The 20,362-nt window shown below is 74.2% G+C and carries 17 protein-coding genes; 8 read left to right on the top strand and 9 right to left on the bottom strand.

What is annotated here, in order from left to right; translation table 11 throughout:
• The first annotated feature begins 4 nt into the window (after positions 1-4).
• The gene (locus ACFVXK_RS23720) at positions 5-607 is read left to right on the top strand and encodes a GNAT family N-acetyltransferase (protein ID WP_389614743.1); all 603 of its coding nucleotides are present in this window, start codon (positions 5-7) and stop codon (positions 605-607) included.
• Here the strand turns inward: ACFVXK_RS23720 and ACFVXK_RS23715 are convergent.
• Together ACFVXK_RS23715 and treY are read right to left on the bottom strand one after the other, a co-directional pair.
• Positions 589-1,818: a M14 family zinc carboxypeptidase gene (locus ACFVXK_RS23715; protein ID WP_389614742.1), complete on the bottom strand. Its 1,230-nt coding sequence runs from the start codon at positions 1,816-1,818 to the stop codon at positions 589-591. The two genes, ACFVXK_RS23720 and ACFVXK_RS23715, sit on opposite strands and share 19 nt — an antisense overlap.
• 55 nt (positions 1,819-1,873) lie before the next feature.
• Positions 1,874-4,138 carry a malto-oligosyltrehalose synthase gene (treY, locus tag ACFVXK_RS23710; protein ID WP_389614740.1) on the bottom strand — a complete coding sequence of 755 codons (2,265 nt, stop codon included), beginning with the start codon at positions 4,136-4,138 and terminating at the stop codon, positions 1,874-1,876.
• Positions 4,139-4,220: 82 nt separating this feature from the next.
• On the opposite strand from treY, the gene ACFVXK_RS23705 reads away from it, so the two are divergent.
• The gene (locus ACFVXK_RS23705) at positions 4,221-5,546 is read left to right on the top strand and encodes an MFS transporter (protein ID WP_389614738.1); all 1,326 of its coding nucleotides are present in this window, start codon (positions 4,221-4,223) and stop codon (positions 5,544-5,546) included.
• On the opposite strand, the gene glgX is transcribed toward ACFVXK_RS23705, so the two are convergent.
• Positions 5,531-7,645, bottom strand: coding sequence for a glycogen debranching protein GlgX (glgX, locus tag ACFVXK_RS23700; RefSeq protein WP_389614736.1), 2,115 nt, complete (start codon positions 7,643-7,645; stop codon positions 5,531-5,533). The two genes, ACFVXK_RS23705 and glgX, sit on opposite strands and share 16 nt — an antisense overlap.
• 294 nt (positions 7,646-7,939) lie before the next feature.
• Here glgX and ACFVXK_RS23695 point away from each other — a divergent pair, with 294 nt between their 5' ends.
• Positions 7,940-9,193, top strand: coding sequence for an SAV2148 family HEPN domain-containing protein (locus ACFVXK_RS23695; RefSeq protein WP_389614734.1), 1,254 nt, complete (start codon positions 7,940-7,942; stop codon positions 9,191-9,193).
• A 162-nt stretch (positions 9,194-9,355) separates the two neighbouring features.
• Positions 9,356-10,069 carry a 3'-5' exonuclease gene (locus ACFVXK_RS23690; RefSeq protein ID WP_389614732.1) on the top strand — a complete coding sequence of 238 codons (714 nt, stop codon included), beginning with the start codon at positions 9,356-9,358 and terminating at the stop codon, positions 10,067-10,069.
• Positions 10,070-10,093: 24 nt separating this feature from the next.
• On the opposite strand, the gene ACFVXK_RS23685 is transcribed toward ACFVXK_RS23690, so the two are convergent.
• Positions 10,094-10,744 (bottom strand): hypothetical protein, encoded by a 651-nt coding sequence (locus ACFVXK_RS23685; protein WP_389614730.1) that lies wholly within the window; start codon positions 10,742-10,744, stop codon positions 10,094-10,096.
• Entirely contained in the window at positions 10,744-11,595 is an 852-nt protein-coding gene (locus tag ACFVXK_RS23680; RefSeq protein WP_389614728.1) for a phosphotransferase enzyme family protein, read from the bottom strand. The genes ACFVXK_RS23685 and ACFVXK_RS23680 overlap by 1 nt, the downstream gene beginning before the upstream one ends.
• Positions 11,596-11,701: 106 nt before the next feature.
• On the opposite strand from ACFVXK_RS23680, the gene mgt reads away from it, so the two are divergent.
• The 4 genes from mgt to ACFVXK_RS23660 all read left to right on the top strand — a co-directional run bounded on the left by mgt (position 11,702) and on the right by ACFVXK_RS23660 (position 17,276).
• A complete protein-coding gene (gene mgt / locus ACFVXK_RS23675) occupies positions 11,702-12,955 on the top strand; it encodes a macrolide-inactivating glycosyltransferase (protein ID WP_389614727.1) in 1,254 nt (417 codons plus the stop codon).
• 9 nt (positions 12,956-12,964) lie between these two features.
• Positions 12,965-13,531 carry a DUF1697 domain-containing protein gene (locus tag ACFVXK_RS23670; protein ID WP_389614725.1) on the top strand — a complete coding sequence of 189 codons (567 nt, stop codon included), beginning with the start codon at positions 12,965-12,967 and terminating at the stop codon, positions 13,529-13,531.
• Between the two features lie 67 nt (positions 13,532-13,598).
• Entirely contained in the window at positions 13,599-14,600 is a 1,002-nt protein-coding gene (locus tag ACFVXK_RS23665) for a ketopantoate reductase family protein (protein WP_389614723.1), read from the top strand.
• 228 nt (positions 14,601-14,828) lie between these two features.
• Positions 14,829-17,276 carry a glycosyltransferase gene (locus ACFVXK_RS23660; RefSeq protein ID WP_389614757.1) on the top strand — a complete coding sequence of 816 codons (2,448 nt, stop codon included), beginning with the start codon at positions 14,829-14,831 and terminating at the stop codon, positions 17,274-17,276.
• 70 nt (positions 17,277-17,346) lie between these two features.
• On the opposite strand, the gene ACFVXK_RS23655 is transcribed toward ACFVXK_RS23660, so the two are convergent.
• The 4 genes from ACFVXK_RS23655 to ACFVXK_RS23640 all read right to left on the bottom strand — a co-directional run.
• A complete protein-coding gene (locus tag ACFVXK_RS23655) occupies positions 17,347-18,111 on the bottom strand; it encodes a sirohydrochlorin chelatase (protein ID WP_389614721.1) in 765 nt (254 codons plus the stop codon).
• Between the two features lie 14 nt (positions 18,112-18,125).
• A complete protein-coding gene (locus ACFVXK_RS23650) occupies positions 18,126-19,019 on the bottom strand; it encodes an ABC transporter permease (RefSeq protein ID WP_389614719.1) in 894 nt (297 codons plus the stop codon).
• On the bottom strand, positions 19,006-19,800 hold the full coding sequence (locus tag ACFVXK_RS23645; protein ID WP_389614717.1) for an ABC transporter ATP-binding protein: 795 nt from the start codon (positions 19,798-19,800) through the stop codon (positions 19,006-19,008). Before ACFVXK_RS23645 ends, ACFVXK_RS23650 begins: the two co-directional genes overlap by 14 nt.
• A 34-nt stretch (positions 19,801-19,834) precedes the next feature.
• The coding region (locus ACFVXK_RS23640) for an ABC transporter substrate-binding protein (protein ID WP_389614715.1) at positions 19,835-20,362 on the bottom strand (528 nt) is incomplete at its 5' end.

The following is a 20,362-nucleotide window of genomic DNA, read 5'->3' as shown; positions in this document are numbered from 1 at the left end:
TCCCATGGACCACGACTCTCCCGCCCCCGATGTCGCCCCGGCCACCGACACCGCCCCGGCCACCGACACCGCCCCGGCCCCCGACACCGCCCCGGCCCTCGGCACCGCCCCGGCCTCCGACGTCGCCCCGGCCCCCGACACCGCCCCGGCCGCCTCCGGCGCCCGTGTCCGGTTCGTGCGGCCGTCGGACCTGCCCCGGCTTGTCGAGCTCGTCCACGAGCACGTCGCCTATGAGAAGGCGGCTCCCCGGCCGCCCGGCCTCGCCGAACGCCTCGCACCCCGGCTGTTCGCCGAGGACGCCCGCCTCTGGGTGCTGCTCGCCGAGACCCCCGACGGCACGGTCGCCGGATACGCGGCCTGCTCGGAGGAGTTCGCCTTCTGGGACGCCTCCCCCTACCTCCACATGGACTGCCTCTACCTGGCGCAGGACGCCCGCGGCCACGGCCTGGGCGCCGCCCTGACGGCGGCCGTGGCGGACCTCGCCCGCGCACGCGGCCTCGACCACGTCGAATGGCAGACCCCCGACTGGAACGAGGGCGCGATCCGCTTCTACGACCGCCTCGGCGCCGCCGGCCGGGCCAAGCGCCGCTACTCCTGGCCCGTCTGAAGGCACCGGCGGGCGGCGAGGACCGTCCGGGCCTGGTGCTCCACCTGCGTGGCCACCGGCACCCGGCGGGCCCGGAACCGCGCCGAGAACTCCTCGCACCACCCCGTCACCAGCCCGTCCAGGCCCGCGGCCGCCGGATGCCCCTGAGCCCGCACCACCCGCAGCAGCATCGCGGCGGCGCGCAGCGTCAGGCGCCGCCCGAAGGCGTCGACGCTGGCCAGGGCGGCCGTGGTCGCCCCGGCCGGCTCCCCGGAGCCCGTCCAGGCGGCGGTGACCTGCGGGATCAGCCGCAGCGTCCAGTCCACCGCCCGCAGCAGCGCGGCGCAGTCCCGGTCCGCCGCCCCGACCCCCTCGCGCAGCTCCGCGACCCGGGCCGCCTCCCCGTCCAGCCGTCCGGCCAGTACCCGCAGGGCGGCCCGCGGGTCCGGGTGCGGGACGGGGTCGTCCACCAGGTCGGACGCCCACATGGGCACCTCCACGATCGCGGTCGTGGTCCCCCGGTGGCACCAGGTGCTCAGCCGGGTGTCCTCGGAGTGCGACCCCATCACCCCCGCGTCCGGCATCACGAAGATCCCCGGGCCGGGGGAGGCCCACCCGGACGCGTCGGAGGCCCCGGTCTCCACCGGGATCCGCAGCTCGGCGGCCGACTTCCCGAACGGCTCGGCCAGCCCGGGCAGGTCCCGGGTGAGCTGCACCCACGAGCCGCCGAGGTCGGTCCCGTGCAGGGACACCTGGAGCACGGGACGCAGCTCGTCGATGAGCCCGGTCAGCGCGCGGGACTCGGGCGGGAGCCGGTCCGGCGGGAGCAACGACGGCGCCCACTCCGGCTGTTCGGGGCCGGGCGGACGGTAGAAGTGCCGGTGGTAGTCGAGCAGCGAGACCGGGCGGGGGGTGCGGTGCAGCGCCGCGCCGTCGGGGTCGGCGCAGAGCAGGAAGTGCCACCCCGCCTCGTCGCCCGGCCCCTCGCCCACCCGCCGCGCGAGCTCCAGCACGGTCGCCCCGCCGACGGGCTCGTTGGCGTGCGCCCCGGCGACGACCAGGACTTCACCCCCGCCGCGCCCCGCGACGGAGAGCACCCACAGGGGCCGCCCGCCCCGCGACTCCCCGACCTGGCGCAGCCGCACCCGCGCGGGGTGCTCGTCCGCCATCGCGCGGGCGGCCAGGGCGAGTTCGTGCGGGGTGGGATAACGCGCGTCACGGATGAGGCTCACCCCCATGCCATGCCCGCCACACCCCGGCCCTACTGCACCCGAACGTCTGTGCCGGTCACTCCGCCCGGACCAGCGCGGCCACGGGACCCGCCGCGAGCAGGCGCGCCAGGTCGGCCTCCCCTTCCCACGGGGCCGACGGGTCCGCCCCCCGGGCCGGGAGCCACCGGCCCGGCGGGAGGGGCAGGGTGGTGCCGCGCCAGCCGCCCGATTCCGCCAGGCGGTGCGAGAGGCGGGTGGCCACCGCCACGAGGCCGCCCGGGCGGGAGTACGCCAGGCAGTGGTCGGCGGCCGGGCCCCGGGCCGTGAGGGGGGCGTAGCCCCGGAACAGGGCCGGGCGGGAGCGGCGCAGGCGCAGCAGGGTGGCCGTCAGGGCGAGTTTCTCCTCGGCGAGGGTCACCGCGGCGGCGCCCGCGTCCAGGGCGGCCAGGGCCTCCCCGGGGAACTCGGCCGGGCGGCGGTTGTCCGGGTCCACCAGGGCGCGGAACTCGGACTCGGAGCCCTGGTAGACCTCCGGCACCCCCGGCATGGTCAGGTGGAGCAGGGTCATGCCCAGCACGTTGGCCCGGGCCGCCTCCGCCAGGTGCGGCGGCAGCTCCAGCGGGCCCGCGGGGACGAGGTCCGCGACGGCGGCCTCGTACGCCTCGTCGGGGTCGGTCCAGGAGGTGCGCAGCCCGGCTTCGCGCGCGGCCTTGAGGAGGGCCGCCGCCAGCCGGGCGGCCCGTTCGGGGACGTCGCCCAGTCCGAGCGCGCTCTGCCGGGCCGTCCAGGCCAGTTGCGGGTCGGGGCCGGCCACCGGGCCCATCGCCCGCGGTGCCTGGGACAGCGCCGCGATCCGGGCGCGGACGTCCGCGCTGCGTTTCGTGTCGTGGGTGGACAGGACCGTGCCCGCGGCGGGGTGGTCCCGTTCGCGCTCCGCGCAGTAGGCGTGGAACTCCGCCACCGCCACCGCCGGGGCCCCCGGTTCCCCGCCGACCTCCGTCGCCGACAGCAGCGGGGCCCAGCGGTAGAAGGCGCGGTCCTCCAGGGACTTGGCGCGCAGGGCCGCCGAGGTCTGGGCGAAGCGGGCCTCGAAGGCGGGGTTGCGCTGCAGGAGGGCGCGTACGCCGTCCACGGCGGCCGTCCCGGCCCGGGCGGCGGCGCGTTCCAGGGTCCGCGGGCCGGGGCCCGGACCGCCGGGGTAGGTGCGGTAGACGGGTGAGGCGAGCAGCAACTCGCGGACGGCCGGGGCGATGTGCGGCCCGGCCCAGCGTTCCAGGGTGGCCAGTTCGGCGGCCAGGTCGCCGGTCAGGACCTCGCGGGCGGCCGTCGCGGCGATGTCCTCCCAGGCCGGGGCGTTCGTCGACTCCCCGTACGTCCGGGCCAGTTCACCGGCTCCCGCCGCGTCCGTGAACACCCCGTCCACCCGGTGCAGCGCGTCGTAGCCGGTCGTGCCGGCCACCGGCCAGGACGGCGGCAGGCGTTCGTCGCGGGCCAGGATCTTCTCCACGACCACCCAGCAGCGCGGCCCGGCCGCCGCCCGCAGCCGCCGCAGGTACTCCTCGGGGTCGGCCAGCCCGTCCACGTGGTCGACGCGCAGGCCCGCCACCACCCCGTCCCGGACCAGCTGCAGCACCTTGGCGTGGGTGGCGGCGAAGACGGCGGGGTCCTCCACCCTGACCCCGATCAGGTCCGAAATGGTAAAGAAGCGCCGGTAGTTGAGGGAGGTGCGGGCCTCGCGCCACCAGGCGGGCCGGTACCACTGCGCGGCCAGCAGCCGCGGCAGCGGGAGGCCGGCGGTGCCCGCGCGCAGCGGGAACGCGTGGTCCCCGCAGCGCAGCAGGCCCGCCCCCGCGTCCACCGTGAAGGGCGCGTCGGGATCCGCGAGCACCGGCAGCAGGAGCTGCCCGCCGCCCGCCTCCCAGTCGATGTCGAACCACCTGGCGTAGGGCGACCCCGGCCCCTCCCGCAGCACCTCCCACAGGGGCCGGTTCAGCCGCAGCGGCGACGGCAGCGCCATGTGGTTGGGGACGATGTCGAGCACCAGCGCGAGCCCCCGCCGCCGCGCGGCGGCGGCCAGGGCGCGCAGGCCGCGTTCGCCGCCGAGCTCCTCCCGCACCCGGCCGTGGTCGGTGACGTCGTACCCGTGGGCCGAGCCGGGCACGGCCTCCAGGACGGGGGACAGGTGCAGGTGCGACACGCCGAGGGAGGCGAGGTACGGCAGGGCCGCTCCCGCCGCCGCGAAGGAGAACGCGGGCGTCAGCTGGAGACGGTACGTCGACGCCGGGACGACGGCTGTCTGAACGTCGGATTCCGATTGGCTGATTGAATACCGCTGGCTCATGAGAACGTACGTACCCAGCCCGCGTGATTCCGTGCCATGACCCAATGCATCCGGGTGACTGCGCCGCGTTAGTGTCGATCAAGTGGTGTCAACCCTCAGTACGTACCGAAGCGTCATCGCCCTGACCGGGCCCCTCCTCCCCGTCGTCTCGTTCTTCGCCCGACTGCCCGTCGCGATGTCCCAGTTCGGGAGCGTCCTGCTGGTGTCCGAGACCAGCGGCTCCCTCGCCACCGCGGGCATCGTCGGCGGCACCCTCTCCGCCGGCCAGGTGGTCTTCGGGCCCGTCCTGGGGCGGCTCGCCGACCGGCACGGGCAGCGCCCCGTCGTCCTCGCCGCGGCGGCGGTCAACGCCCTGGCCACCGCCGCCCTCGTCGCCGGGGCCCTCACGGGCCTGGCCACCCCCGCGCTCGCCGCCGTCGGAGCCGTCGCCGGGGCCTCCGTACCGCTGATCGGGCCGCTCGCCCGGACCCGCTCCGTGGCGCTCGCGCACCGGGCGAAGGCCGGCGAGGGGGTGGTGGGGGCCGTGCACTCGCTGGAGGGCACCCTCGACGAGGTCTCCTTCGTCTTCGGCCCGGCCCTCGTCGGCCTGGCCGCCCTCGTCCTGCACCCGGCGGTCGCCCTCGGCGGGGCGGCCGCCCTCGTCGCCGTCTTCGGCACCGCCTACGCCCTGCACCCGACCGCCGCCGTCACGGCCGCGGGACCCGCCCGGACCCGCGCCGAGGGCGTACGGGCGCCCCGCCAGCCCCGGGTGGTCCACGCCGTCCGGGCCTCCCTCGCCCTCCAGGGCGCCATGTTCGGCGCCTGCCAGGCCGGAATCGCCGCCCTCACCGCACGGTTGGGCGTGCCCGGGCAGGCGGGCATCGTGTACGCCGCCATGGGGGTGGTCAGCGCCGGTGTGGGCCTCGCCCTCGGTGCGCTGCCCGCCCGCTTCGGGCTGCGGCTGCGCTGGCGGGTGGCGACGGGCGCGGCGCTGGTGCTGTCGGTGCCGCTGCTGTTCACCGGGACCCTGTGGCCGCTGTACGCGGTCGTGACCGTCCTCGGGGCCGCCTACGCCCCGCACCTGATCACCGCCTTCGCGCTCACCGAACGGGTCGTCGCGCCGTCGCGGCTGGCCGAGTCGATGGCGTTCGCGGCGAGTTCGCTGGTGGCCGGGCAGGCCGTGGCGCTGGCCGTCTCCGGGCGGCTCGCCGAGGCGCACGGGCCCGCCGGCGCCTTCGCCGTGGCCGTGGGCGCGGCCGCGCTGTGCCTGACCATCGCCCTGGTCACCCGGGTCCCGGCGGCCCGGACCCCGGCCCCGGCCGGGGAGCCCGGCGGGGTTCCCCTCAAGGCGTTCATCCCGGCCCAGCGCGCCGGGTCCGTCGAGGGCCGGGGCGCGCCGGGCAGCACCGCGGGCTACGCCGGGCGCTGAAGCACCGCGAGGCACCGGCCCGTGAGCGCCACCCGGTCCCCGGCCGCGTACTGCGGTCCGGTGCCGGGTGCCGGCACCTCTGCCCGGGCGGTGTCCACGACCAGCCGCCAGTGCGCGCCGTGCCCGGCCGGGATGGTGAACTCCTGCGGATCGGCGCCGGCGTTGAACATCAGCAGGAACGAGTCGTCGGTGATCCGCTCCCCGCGCGAGCCGGGCTCGGAGATGGCCTCCCCGTTGAGGAACACCGTCAGGGAGCGGGCGTGCTGCGCCTGCCAGTCCCGGGCCCGCATCTCCTCGCCGTGCGGGGTGAACCAGGCGATGTCGGAGAGTTCGTCGTGCGTGCCCTCGACCGGCCGGCCGTGGAAGAAGCGGCGCCGCCGGAACACCGGGTGGTCGCGGCGCAGCCACACCATCCGGCGGGTGAACTCCAGGAGCGGAGGCGGTGGTTTGCCCGGCTCGGGCCAGGTCACCCAGGACAGCTCGTTGTCCTGGCAGTAGGCGTTGTTGTTGCCGTCCTGGGAGCGGGCGAACTCGTCGCCGTGACTGAGCATGGGCACGCCCTGCGAGAGCATCAGCGTGGCGATGAAGTTGCGCATCTGCCGTTCGCGCAGCTCCAGTACCGCCGGGTCCTCGGTGGGGCCCTCCACGCCGCAGTTCCAGGACCGGTTGTGGGTCTCGCCGTCGCGGTTGCCCTCCCGGTTGGCCTCGTTGTGCTTCTCGTCGTACGAGACCAGGTCGTGCAGGGTGAAACCGTCGTGGCAGGTGGCGAAGTTGATGGAGGCCAGCGGGCGGCGGCCGTCGTCCTGGTAGAGGTCCGAGGAGCCCGTCAGCCGGCCCGCGAACTCCGCGAGGGTGCGCGGCTGTCCGCGCCACAGGTCGCGCACGGTGTCGCGGTACTTGCCGTTCCACTCGGTCCACAGCGGCGGGAAGTTGCCCACCTGGTAGCCGCCCTCGCCCAGGTCCCAGGGTTCCGCGATCAGCTTGACCTGGCTGACCACCGGGTCCTGCTGCACCAGGTCGAAGAACGAGGACAGCCGGTCGACCTCGTGGAACTGCCGGGCCAGGGTGGCCGCGAGGTCGAAGCGGAAGCCGTCCACGTGCATCTCGGTCACCCAGTAGCGCAGCGAGTCCATGATCAGCTGGAGGACGTGCGGGGAGCGCATCAGCAGGGAGTTGCCGGTGCCGGTGGTGTCCGTGTAGTGCCGGGGGTCCTCCGCGAGCCGGTAGTACGAAGCGTTGTCCAGGCCCCGGAAGGAGAGGGTGGGGCCGAGGTGGTTGCCCTCGGCGGTGTGGTTGTAGACCACGTCCAGGATCACCTCGATCCCGGCCTCGTGCAGGGCGCGCACCGCCGACTTGAACTCCAGCACCTGCTGGCCCCGGTCGCCGGAGGCGTAGCCGTTGTGCGGGGCGAAGAAGCCGATGGTGTTGTAGCCCCAGTAGTTGCTGAGCCCGTCGTTGGCGAGCCGGTGGTCGTTGACGTACTGGTGCACGGGCATCAGCTCCAGCGCCGTCACCCCCAGCTTGACCAGGTGGCCGATGACCGCCGGGTGGGCCAGCGCCCCGTAGGTGCCGCGGAGCTCCTCCGGGAGGTCGGGGTGACGCATGGTCAGGCCCTTGACGTGGGCCTCGTAGAGCACCGTGTGGTGGTACTCGTGGCGCGGCGGGCGGTCGTTGGCCCAGTCGAAGTACGGGTTCACCACGACCGAACTCATCGTGTGCGGGGCCGAGTCCAGGTCGTTGCGCGAGTCGGGGCGGCCGAAGTGGTAGCCGTAGACCTCCTCGCCCCAGGCGATCCGCCCGCTGACGGCGCGGGCGTACGGGTCCAGCAGCAGCTTCGCCGCGTTGCAGCGCAGCCCGCGCTCGGGCTCGTACGGGCCGTGCACCCGGAACCCGTACCGCTGGCCGGGCATCACCCCGGGGAGGTAGGCGTGCCGGACGAAGGCGTCCGTCTCGCGGAGCTCGACGGCGGTCTCGGAGCCGTCGTCGTGCAGCAGGCACAGCTCGATGCGGCGCGCGGCTTCGGAGTAGACCGCGAAATTGGTGCCGGCGCCGTCGTACGTGGCACCCAGCGGATACGCCTGTCCCGGCCAGACCTGCATCAGCAACGACTCTTCCCATTCCGGTCCGGTCGGTCCGGCGCGGATCACGCCTCTGCCGAATCTTCCCCGAAAGAGGCTCCGCACGCGTGGACTTGGGATGCTCCTGCCGGGTGAACCGGAGAGCTGATATGCGGATCGACGGACCGTCCGGGCATCACATAATGGTCTGACGGACAGTCGGGCGGGGTGGGCGTGATCACCTCGGCCGGCTTCGGGCTGCATCGGGCATCGCGCGCGGAGTACCCTTCCGTGATCACTGGAGACGGGCGTCCGGACGCAGAAGGCGGTGCACGAGTGAGCTCGGGAGGTCTGGAGCTGCCCCCTGGTGACAGCGGTCAGGAGGGCGGCCCGGCGGACGCCCCAGGCGGTGTGCCGGGGGCCGCGGCGGCGGTGTCGCCGGCCCAGCCGGCGGCCGGGGAGGGGCGCGCCGGGGCGGAGCTGGACTGGAGCGCCGAGGCGTGGAGCGAGGTCCGCACCCGGGCCCAGCGCGCGGGGCGTGCGTACATCTGGCTGAACCTCATCGAGCAGCGGCTGCGCTCGGTGGTCGGCGCCGTCCTGCGGCCCGTCTACGAGCCCGTGCACGGCGGCGACGACTGGGTGGTCGCGGCCGCCGGCCCCGCCGGGCAGGAGTGGGTGCAGCGGGCGGTGGCGGTGCGCGAGGTCAGCCGGCGCAAGGGCTACCTCCTCGACCCGGCCGACGACAACGTGCTGAGCTTCCTGACGCTGCCGCAGCTGCGCGAGCTGATGGTCCAGCACTGGCCGTGCTTCGAGCCGTACTTCGACGACCGGCGCGAGATCGAGCTGGCCCTGGACGAGCTGGAGGTCACGCGCAACGTGGTGTCCCGCAACCGGGCGCTGTCGCGGGCGGTGCTGGAGCAGGCGGAGCGCGCGTCGGCGCGGCTGCTGGAGGTGCTGGGGGCCGGCTCGGGCAGCCCCTCGGCGGACCGGCTGCCGATCGACGCCGTCGAGGACCTGGTGGGCGACCGGTACGCGGACGTGATCTCCGTCCATCCGGACCGGGTGCGGCTGCAGCGGCAGCTGCCGGCGGAGGACCTGTTCGGCGGGGCGCGGCGGCTCGACGCGATCGGCATAGGCCTCAACCTGCTGGTGCAGAACTTCTCGGGCCGCCGGCTGGTCCGGCTGTCGGAGGCGGGCTGCCGGGTGCGGCTGCTGTTCCTGAACCCGGCGAGCAGCGCGGTCAAGCGGCGCGAGCGCGAGCTGGGGCTGCGCAAGGGCGAGCTGAGCCGCTCGGTGGAGATGAACATCCTGCACGTGCGCCGGGTGCGGGCGGGCCTGAAGGACCCCTCGCGCTTCGACATCCACGTCTTCGACGAGACCCCCCGCTTCACCGCCTACCTGGTGGAGGGGGAGTCCTCGGGGATCGCGGTGGTGCAGTCCTACCTGCGGCGGGCCCGGGGCATGGAGGCGCCGGTGCTGGTGCTGCGCGGCGGCGGCCGGGGGGTTCCCAAGGACGCGGACCACGGGCTGTTCCAGACCTACCGGGAGGAGTTCGAGTCGGTCTGGGAGGACTCCCGCCCGGTGTCCTGAGCCCGGCCCCCGGGGGTGGCCGCGTCCGGTGTCAGTGCCTCGTGGCAGGCTGAAACGCGTTGACCGGACATACGGGGGAGGGTGCGTCATGGAGGCGTGGCACGGGGGAGTGCGCGGCGGGTCGGGCCAGGAGGCGGCGGGCGCCGGGGCGGGAGCCGTCCGATGAGCTGGCTCAGCGGGCCGCTGGTGGCCTTCGACCTGGAGACCACCGGGACCGACGTGGAGAGCGACCGGATCGTGACGGCGGCGGTCGTGCGGCTGGACGCGGACGGGGCCGTCGCGGGGGAGCGGACCTGGCTGCTGGATCCCGGGGTGGCCATACCGGAGCAGGCGTCGGCGATCCACGGCATATCGACGGAGCACGCCCGGGCGCACGGGGTGCCCGCCGCGTCCGCCGTCGAGGAGATCGCGCGGACGGTGGCCGGGGCGCTGCGGCTCGGGACGCCCCTGGTGGTGATGAACGCGCGCTACGACCTGTCCCTGCTGGACCGGGAGTGCCGGCGCCACGGGGTCGCGTCGGTCAGCGAGCGCCTCGGCGGCGCGCCGTGGCCCGTCATCGATCCGCTGGTGATCGACAAGCACGTGGACAAGTACCGCAAGGGCAAGCGCGCCCTGCACGCGCTGTGCGACCACTACGGGGTGGCGCTGGACGACGCGCACGACGCGCGGGCGGACGCCCTGGCCGCCGCCCGCGTGGTACGGCGCATGGCGGAGCGGCACCGGCCGGTCGGCCTGATGCCGCTGGCGGACCTGCACGACCTCCAGGTCCGCGCCGCGGCCGAGCAGTCCGTCTCGCTCCAGGCCTACCTGCGCCGCACCGCCGACCCGTCGGCGGTCGTCGAGCCGGCCTGGCCGCTCATACCCCGGGGGCGCTGACCGCCGGGGCCGGCCCTCCCGCGGTCACGGCCGGGGCCCGTCGCCGGGCGCGGGGGGTTCGCGGTATTCGACGTGGATGTCGCGCCGGCGGGCGTCGCAGGGCACGTACGCGCAGTAGTGGCGGTGCCGGTAGGCGCGGTCCGGGTAGGGGTCGACGTACGCGGGGCCGTTGCGGGCGACGTCCAGGAAGGCCGCGGCGCCCAGCCGGAAGGTCCTGGCGCTGCCCGTCATGAACAGGGTCTCGGCGTGGACGTGCTGGTGGAACCGGTCCCGGTTGTCCGGGCGGTGCAGGGACGCGTACTCCTCCTCGGCGGGCTCGGCGAGCGACAGCTCCACGGTCCGCGGGCGGCCGGGGGAGAGCCGGCCCCGCAGCTCCTTCCAGCGGGAGGGCGCCAACTGCAGGGAGTGGTGCAGCAGGACGAGGTCCAGCCGCCCGGAGCCGGCGGGCGGGGCGGTGCCGCGCAGCGGCAGGTGGACCAGGGAGCGCGGCGAGCCGGCCGCCAGGGTCCACAGCCCCGCCATGAGCAGGGCCGCGTCCCGGTCGACGTGGGCGTTCAGCCACCAGGCGTCGTCGAAGAGGGCGGCGTGCTCCGGCGGGCGGGCCGGCCGGACGACCTGGAAGGTCCCGGCCCCGCGCCGCGCCTCGTGGACGGTCAGCCGCAGCTTCACGTCCACTAGAACGGGTACCAGCGCACTTCGGGGTCCCCGTCGCGCAGGGAGGCCACGCGGCGGCGGAACTCGGCCAGGGCCTTGGGGTTGGCCGGGGCGTGCTGGGCGACCCAGGCGCAGCTGGCCGTCTCGCGGGCGCCGCGCAGCAGGGCGCAGCCCTCCCAGGCGCGGACGTCCCAGCCGTAGGCGCCGGTGAAGGCGTCGTAGTCGGCCGCGGGGAGCCCGTAGCGGTCGCGGGACAGGGCCATCACCACCAGGTCGTGCTCGCGCAGGTCCGCCGAGACCGTCTCCAGGTCGACCAGGACCGGCCCGTCCGGGCCGACGTGGACGTTGCGGGGCAGGGCGTCGCCGTGGATCGGACCCGGGGCCAGGTGCGGGGTGAGGGCGGCGACCTGCCCGGCGTAGGCGTCGCGGCGGTCCCGCAGGTAGGCCGCGTCCTCGGGGTCGACGGCCGTCCCGGCCAGCCGCAGCCAGCGTTCGACCCCGCCGAGGAGGTCCCGGGCGGGGAGTGCGAAGGGCGGGGCGGGCAGCGCGTGCAGGGGCCGCAGGAGCGCCGCGAGGTCCGCGGGGCCGGCCGGGCGGAGCGCGTCGGGGAGCCGGTGCCAGAGGGTCACCGGGTGCCCGCCGGCCAGCCGCGGCTCCGGCTCGGCCGCGCGGACCGCCGGGATCCCGGCGGTCGCGAGCCAGTCGGCGACCGCCAGTTCGCGTTCGGCCCGCTCCAGCAGCCCGGCCTCCCGGCCGACCTTGACGACCAGGTCCCCGAGGGCGAAGACGGCGTTCTCGCCGTAGGCGAGCAGCTCGGCCGGTCCCGTGAGACCCGCCTGCGTCAGTACGTCCCTGGCCCGTGCCTCGTCCATGCGCTCGTCTCGTCCTTCGCCGGCTGGTCGCGGTGGTGATCGTGATGGTGATCGTGGATGCGCCAAGTCTCCCATTGCGTGGCCTGCGGGGGCCCGGTCCGCGGGAATGAGATTGCACGAGACGTATCGTCTCGCTGGGGTCGTCCACATGACCACAGCCGGAACCGCCCACATCGCCATGTTCTCCATCGCCGCCCCCGGGCACGTGAACCCGAGCATCGAAGTGATCCGGGAACTCGTCGCACGGGGCCACCGCGTCAGCTACGCCATCCCCGCCGCCTTCGCCGACCAGGTCGCCGAGACCGGCGCCACCCCCGTGGTCTGGACGTCCGTCCTGCCCACCGAGGACGAGCCGGACGCCTGGGGCACCGAGCTCGTCGACCACCTCGAACCCTTCCTGGACGACGCCGTGCAGTCGCTCCCGCAGCTCGCGGCAGCCTTCGAAGGCGACGTACCGGACCTCGTCATCCACGACATCACCTCCTACGCGGCGCGCGTCCTCGCCCACCGCTGGGAGGTCCCCGCGATCTCCCTCTCGCCGAACCTGGTGGCCTGGGAGGGCTACGAGGAGGAGGTGGGCGCCCCCATGACCGCCGGACTGCGCGCGAGCGACCGCGGCAAGGCCTACCACGCCCGCTTCCGCGCCTGGCTGGACGAGAACGGCATCGCGCAGGACGCGGACTCCTTCGTCGGCCGGCCGCGGCGCAGCGTCGTGCTGATCCCGCGCGCCCTCCAGCCGCACGCCGACCGGGTCGACCCGGCCGTCCACACCTTCGTCGGGGCCTGCCAGGGCGACCGCGGCGCCACCCAGGGCACCTGGCAGCGGCCGGCCGGCGCCGAGGGGAAGAAGGTCCTGCTGGTCTCGCTCGGATCCACCTTCACCAAGCAGCCCGCCTTCTACCGCGCCTGCGCCGAGGCCTTCGGGGACCTGCCCGACTGGCACGTCGTCCTGCAGATCGGCAGGTTCACCGACGAGGCCGAACTGGGGGAGCTCCCCGCGAACGTGGAGGTCCACCGCTGGGTCCCCCAGCTGGACGTCCTCCGGCAGGCCGACGCCTTCGTCACCCACGCCGGCGCGGGCGGCAGCCAGGAGGGCCTGGCCACCGGGACCCCGATGGTCGCGGTCCCGCAGGCCGTCGACCAGTTCGGCAACGCCGACATGCTGGCCTCCCTCGGGGTGGCGCGGCACGTCCCGATGGAGGAGGCCGACGCCGCCACCCTGCGCGAGGCCGTCCTCGGCCTGCTCGCCGACCCGCAGGTCGCCGTGCGCGCCGGGGAGATCCGGGCGCAGATGGCCGGCGAGGGCGGCACCCGGCAGGCCGCCGACCTCATCGAGGGCGCGCTGCCGCGGCGGAAGTAGGGTGCGGTCATGACCAGGAGACCGGACCCCGCCAAGAAGTACGCGGCGCTGCTGCGCGGCATCAACGTCGGGGGGAAGAAGAAGGTCCCCATGGCGGAACTGCGTTCCGTGCTGGAGGGGCTCGGGCACGGCGACGTGCGGACCTACCTGCAGAGCGGCAACGCCGTCTTCAGCAGCGCGAGCCGGGACCCCGCGGCCCTCGCCCGGGAGCTGGAAGCGGCCGTCGAGGCCCGCTTCGGCTTCCCGGTGAAGGTCCTGGTGGTCGACGGCGCGTACCTGCGCGCGGTCGCCGAGGCCTGCCCGTTCCCCGCGGCCGAGCTGGAGGGCCGGCAGCTGCACGCCACCTTCTTCTCGGAGCAGCCCGCACCGGAACGCTTCGCGGCGTTCGACCCGGCCGCCTACCTCCCCGAGGAGTACCGCCTGGGCGACCGCGTCCTCTACCTCTACGCCCCCGGCGGGCTGGGCAGCTCCGAACTGGGCGCGGCCCTCCACAGGCCGGCCGTCCTCAAGGGCGTCGACGCGACCACCCGCAACTGGAACACGGTCGTCAAACTGGTCGAACTGACCGCCGGCTAGGGGCGCTCGCGGTCCTGCGGGACGGCCCGGTGGGCCCCCGCCGCGCGCCGTGTGCCAGGCTCTCGGTATGCGTTACATCATCATCGGCGCCGGAGCGGTCGGCGCGACCATCGGGGGACGGCTCGCGGAAACCGGCCGGGAGGTCGTCCTCGTCGCACGCGGCCCGCACGCCGAGGCGCTGCGCACGAAGGGGCTGCGGCTCACCACCGCCGACGGGGAGCGCGTCCACCGCCTCCCCGTGGCCACGCACCCCGACGACCTCGGCGCACTGCGCCCCGACGACGTCCTGGTGCTGACCGTCAAGACGCAGGACGCCGTCGCCGCCCTCGACACCTGGGGCGCCGCCGAGGTCGCCGGAGGCGGCACCGCCGCCCAGCGGCTGCCGCTGCTGTGCGCCCAGAACGGCGTGGAGAGCGAGCGCCTCGCCCTGCGCCGCTTCGCCCGCGTCTACGGGGTCTGCCTCTGGCTCCCCGCCACCTTCCTGGAGCCCGGCGTGGTCTCGGCGCTCTGCACCCCGCTCACCGGCATCCTCCACCTCGGGCGGGCCGCCGGCGGCTCCGACGAACGGATCCGGGCCGTCGCCGCCGACCTGGAGGCCTCCGGCTTCGAGGCACCCGTCGTCGAGGACGTGATGCGGTGGAAGTACGCCAAGCTCCTGCGCAACGTCGGCAACGCGATCCAGGTGACCACCGGCCCCGAACCCGACCCGGCCAAGGCGGCCCTGCTGCTGCGTGCCGTCCGCGAGGCCGAGGCCGCCTTCGCGGCGGCGGGCATCGGCTACACCTCCGACGCCGAACAGTCCGCGGCCCGCGACGGCAAGGTCCAAGAGCCCCCCGGCGTCCGGGGCGGCTCCTCCTGGCAGAGCCTGGCCCGCGGCACGGGCTCGGTGGAGGCCGACTACCTCAACGGCGAGATCGCCCTGCTGGGCCGCCTCCACGGCGTCCCCACCCCGGTGAACGAGGTCCTGCGCCACGCCGCGAACATCTTCGCCCGCGAGGCCCTGCCGCCGGGAGCCATGTCCATCACCGACCTCACGGCACTGGCCGACGAGGCCGCAGGGCGGGGATAGCCCGGCCTGTGGGCTGACCTATATTGTTCTGGAACCTTAAGGGCTTTCAGAGATCAATTGCCTGAAGATGATCGCTCAGACGCGGTCGATGACGCCACGCACCATCGTTCCACCGTGCAGTGGCGCCTTTCGCGTGCGGAGCGTTCGGCTCGGTGCTGCCTCGCGGATGAGCAGAACAACTTGACGAACGGCTTGAATGTGCAGAACGGACTGGCCCGAGGTGCCACCATCACGGGCGAACCCCACAACCAGGGACCAGGGTCTGTCGGACTCTCCGTGGTCATCCCCGCCTACCGGGAAGAGGAGCGGCTCGCCCCGACCCTGGAGCTGGTCCGGGACTACCTCGACGAGCACGTGGGCAGCGGCCGGGCCGACTGGGAGATCATCGTAGTCGACGACGGTTCCCCGGACCGGACCGCCGCCATCGCGCTCAAGGCCGGGGCCGACGAGCCCCGCATCCGGCTCGTCCAGTCGGAGGAGAACCGGGGCAAGGGCAGCGCCCTGCGCCTGGGCGTCCGCGCCTCCCTCGGCCGCCGCGTACTGATCATGGACGCCGACCTGGCGACCCCCATAGAAGAACTCGCCCGCCTGGAACAGGCGCTTGCCGACAACCCGTCCCTGGACGCGGCCATCGGTTCCCGCGCCCACCGCGACTCCGCCATCGAGCGCCAGCAGAGCGTGCTGCGCGAGGTCCTCGGCTGGGTCGGCAACCGGGTCATCCGGCTGGTGGCCGTACGCGGCATCCGCGACACGCAGTGCGGGTTCAAGCTGTTCGACGGGGACCAGGCCCGGGCCGCGTTCGGCGCCGCCCGGCTCGACGGCTGGGCCATCGACGTCGAGATCCTCCAGTACTACCGCCGCAAGGGCTGGCCCGTCGCCGAAGTACCCGTCCGCTGGGCCCACCAGGACGGCTCCAAGGTGCAGCTGCTGGACTACCTGCGCACCCTCGGCGAGCTGATGCGGCTGAACGCGGGCGGTCTCGCCGTCGCCGGCCTCTACCTCCTGGCCTCCCTCTACCTCTACAAGGGCCTCTGGACGGACCTGGACGGGTCGATCCTGGCCCACTCCCTCCAGGACCAGAACCAGTGGGAGTGGTTCTTCGGCGTGACGGCCGACAACATCTCCCACCTGCGCAACCCGTTGTTCACCGACCTCCAGAACATGCCGGACGGCGTGAACCTGATGGCGAACACGGTGATGCTCGGCCTCTCGGTGCCGATGACCCCGGTCACCCTGCTGTTCGGCCCCACCTTCGCCCTGGCGACGGTCTTCACCCTCGGCCTCACCGCGACGGCCTGGGCCTGGTACTGGCTGATCCACCGCCGGCTCACCGACAGCCGCTGGGCGGCCGCGGCCGGCGGCGCGCTGGCGGCCTTCGCGCCGCCGATGATCTCGCACGCCAACGCGCACCCCAACTTCGTCGTCCTCTTCATGATCCCGGTGATCATCGACCGGGCCCTGCGCCTGTGCGCGGGCAAGAACGTGGTCCGCGACGGCGTCCTGCTGGGACTGTTCACCGCCTACCAGATCTACCTGGGCGAGGAGCCCTTCCTCCTGGCCGCGATGGGCATGGCGATCTTCGCCCTCATCCACGCCTGCTACGACCGGGACACCGCGCGCGCCGCCGTCAAGCCGCTCGCCAAGGGCCTCGGCATCGGCGCGGCCGTCTCCATACCGCTGGTCGCCTTCCCGCTGTACTGGCAGTTCTTCGGACCGCAGAGCTACCACTCGGTGCTCCACGGCGACAACGGCGCCGGCAACCCGCTGCGCGCCCTCAGCGAGTACCCGGCGCGCTCGCTGTTCGGCGACGCCGAGACCGCGGCCAAGCTGTCGATGAACACCACCGAGCAGAACGCCTTCTACGGCTGGCCGCTGCTCGCGCTGGCCATCGGCATCACCCTGTGGATGTGGCGCCGCCCCCTCGTCCGCGCCCTCGGCCTCACCGCCGTGGTCGCGGCCGTGCTCTCCCTCGGCCCCCAGGTCGAGCTCGACAAGTTCGGCATCACGGTGCCCGCCCCGTGGCGCCTGCTGCGCCACCTCCCCTTGCTGGAGTCCGTGATCGAGAGCCGGGTGGCGATGGTCTGCGCCCCCGTCTTCGGCATGCTGCTCGCCCTCGCCCTGGACCGCATACGGGGCTTCCGCTCCGGCGACCACCGCGCGGTCGGCTACCTCGCCGTCGCCGCCGCCCTGGTCCCGATCCTGCCGCTGCCCCTGGTCACCAGGGACCGCGAGCCGGTGCCCTCCTTCATCACCGAGGGCCGCTACAAGGAGTACGTCGAGGGCGGCCGCTCGCTCGTCCCCGTGCCGCTCCCCGACCCGGGCTCCGCCGCCGCCCTGCACTGGCAGAGCAGCACGGGCTTCGGCTTCAAGCTGGCCGGCGGGTACTTCAACGGTCCCGACGGCCCCGACCGCGTCGGCATCTACGGCGCCAAGCCGCGCATGCTCTCCTCCCTCCTGAACGACGTCCGCTGGGGCACCGTCGAACCCCCGCAGGACATCACCCCGCAGATGCGCGACCAGGCCCGTGCGGACCTGGCGTACTGGAAGGCGGGCGTGCTCGTCCTGCCGGTGAACCAGCAGCGCGCGCCGGAGCTGCGCAGCACCCTCTCCGGGCTGCTGGGCCAGGAGCCGAAGCAGGTCGCCGACTGCCTGATCTGGCAGGTCGACGCCTCCTAGGCGACCGAGGGGGAACGCCCGAGGGGGGCCGCAGCACACGTGCTGCGGCCCCCCTCGCGTGTGTCCGGGCTCAGGCGGTCAGGGCGCGGAACGGGGCGCCGGCCCGGGCGGCCGTCTCGTAGCGGTGCAGGAGCAGGCGGGCCAGTTCCGGGGCCGCGCCCAGCACGTCCGCCACCACGTCCGCGCCGGCCTCGCGGGCACCCGTCACGATGCGGTCCGGGAGGAAGCCCGGAGCGACGACGTACGGGGCCACGGCCACGCGGCGGACGCCCTCGGCGCGCAGGGCGCGGACGGCGTCCTGCGTGCGGGGAAGGGCGGCGGAGGCGAACGCAGGTCGCACGGCGCACCAACCGGTGTGCCGCCACTCCCGCGCGATTTCAGCGATCACTGCGATCGCCTCCGGGTCGGAGGACCCGGCGGACGCGAGGACGACACCGGTCGTCGCGCGGTCCGCCGGGGTGAGGCCGGTACCGGCCTCGGCGAGGCGGCGCTCCAGGGAGGCCACCAGGAGGGGGTGCGGGCCCAGGACGTCCGCCACCCGGACCGTGAGGTCGGGCAGGCGGGTGGCCGACTCCGCGAGGACCGCGGGGATGTCGGCCTTGGCGTGGAAGGCCCTGGTGAGGAGCAGCGGCAGGGCCACGACCTCGCGGGCGCCCGACAGGTACAGCGAGGCCAGGGCCTGGGGGACGGTGGGACCGTCGAAGTCCAGGAAGGCCGTCTCCACCCGGAGGCCCGGCCGCAGCGACCGGACCCGCCCGACGAGGGCGTGCACGGTCGCCGCGTGCCGCGGATCGCGGCTGCCGTGGGCTATGACCAGGAGTGCGGGGGAGGACATGGGACGCTCGGATCTCAGTTCTTGACCAGCAGGCCGCGGCTGCGCAGCACCCAGCGCTCGACCGGGCTGAAGATCAGCAGGTCGATGGCGATGCCGACCACCAGGATCAGCACGATCGCCAGGAAAACACCCGGCAGGTCGATGTTGTTCCGGCCGTTCTCCAGCAGCTGGCCGAGGCCGAGGCCCAGGTCGGGGGAGCTGGCGATGATCTCGGCGGCCATCAGGGAGCGCCAGGAGAAGGCCCAGCCCTGCTTGAGGCCGGCGACGTAGCCCGGCAGGGCGGCCGGCAGGACGACGTGCCAGGCGCCGCGCAGGCCGGTGGCGCCCAGGGTGCGGCCGGCGCGCAGGAACAGCGGCGGGATCTGGTCGATGCCGGAGACGAGACCGTTGGCGATCGACGGGACGGCGCCCAGCAGGATCACCGTGTACATCATGGCGTCGTTGAGGCCGAACCAGAGCACCGCCGGGGGCACCCAGGCGACCGAGGGCAGCGACTGCAGGCCCTGGAGGATCGGGCCGATCGCGGCGCGGACGAACTTCACCCGCGCCACGAGCAGGCCCAGCGGTGTGCCGATGGCCAGGGCGAGGAGGAAGCCGAGCAGACCGCGGGAGACCGAGGTCCAGATGACCTCCAGCAGCGTGCCCTTCAGCCACATCTCGGTCAGGCTGTGCCACACCGCGGACAGCGCGGGCAGCTTGGTCTCGTCGGTGACCTTCGCCGAGACCAGGACCTGCCAGACCACCAGCACCAGGCCGACGGCCAGGAGCGGGGGCAGGACCTTCTTGGTGAGGACCTCGCGCACCGGGGTGCGGTGGGTCTGGACGGCGTCGAGCGCGTCGAGGCCGGCCTCCAGGCCGGCCAGGTCGTCGCCCTTCGCCGCCTTGGGGGTGGTGTCAGTGCTGGCCATGGCGGCGGATCTCCCCACGCAGGTGTTCAGTGATCTCGAGCGACAGTTCCGCGACGTCCGCGTCCTCGATGCGGCGCGGCTGGGGGATGTCGACGTTCCACTCCTTGGCGACCCGGCCGGGGCGGGAGGAGAGGAGGACGACGCGCTGGGCGAGGCGGACGGCCTCGCGGACGTTGTGGGTGACGAAGAGGACCGACAGGCCGGTCTCTTCCCAGATGCGGGTGAGTTCGCCGTGGAGGACGTCGCGGGTGATGGCGTCGAGGGCGGCGAAGGGCTCGTCCATCAGCAGGAGGCGGCTGTCCTGGGCGAGGGCGCGGGCGAGCGCGACGCGCTGGCGCATGCCGCCGGAGAGTTCGTGGACGCGCTTGCCGTGGGCGCCGCCGAGGCGGACCAGCTCCAGCAGCCGTTCGGCCTCGGGCTTGCGGTCGGCCTTGGGCACCCCGCGCAGCCGCAGCGCCAGTTCGATGTTCTTGCCGGCCGTCAGCCAGGGGAACAGGGCGTGCTCCTGGAACATCAGCGCCGGACGGCCGCCGGGGGTCTCGATCGACCCCGCGGACGGCTTGTCCAGACCCGCGACCAGGTTCAGCAGGGTGGACTTGCCACACCCCGATGCCCCCAGGAGGGTGACGAACTCGCCGGGAGCGACATCGAGGCTGATGTCGTCCAGGACGAGCTGCGATCCGGCCGGGCCGGAGAAGGACTTCGAGACGTGCTCGATGCGGGCGGCGTGCGTCTGCTCCGCAGCCGCGCCCTCGGCAGCCTTGGCGAGCATGGTGGCCATGGTCGTCACCTCCTGGGATTGCTGGACTACGGGGTTACTTGGCGCCGAGGCCGGCGTCGGAGACCTGGGGCTTGCCGGCGGCCTTGAGGACCTTGTTGAGGAGGGTCAGGTCGTAGATGCCGGTGAGGTCGGGCTTGTCCAGGAGCTTGGCCTTGACGGCCCAGTCGGACTGCGTCTTCAGCGTCGAGGCCAGCGGGTCGTCGGTGACCGCGATGCTCGGCCACGCCGGGTCGATGACCTTCGGGTCCAGCCCCTTGCCGGTGTCGGCCTGCAGCTTGGCGTTGGCGGAGGCCTTGGCCTTGTCCTGGTTGGCGTGGATCCACTCGTTGGTCTTCACCGTGCCGCGCAGCACGGCCTCGACCACGTCCGGGTGCTCCTTGAGGAACTTCTGCGACACGATGACGTTCGTGATCACGAACTTGTTCTGGGGCCACAGGCTGCCCTCGTCGAGGAGGACGGAGCCGCCCTCGGAGACGAGCTTGGAGGCGGTGGGCTCGGGGACCCAGGCGCCGTCGATGGAGCCCTGCTTGAAGGCGTCGGGGGTGACCTTGTTGTCGGTGCG

It is taken from the genome of Streptomyces sp. NPDC058157, assembly GCF_042884105.1.
In the GTDB taxonomy this organism is placed as follows: domain Bacteria; phylum Actinomycetota; class Actinomycetes; order Streptomycetales; family Streptomycetaceae; genus Streptomyces.
This window is presented reverse-complemented; position numbering and strand designations above follow the sequence as displayed.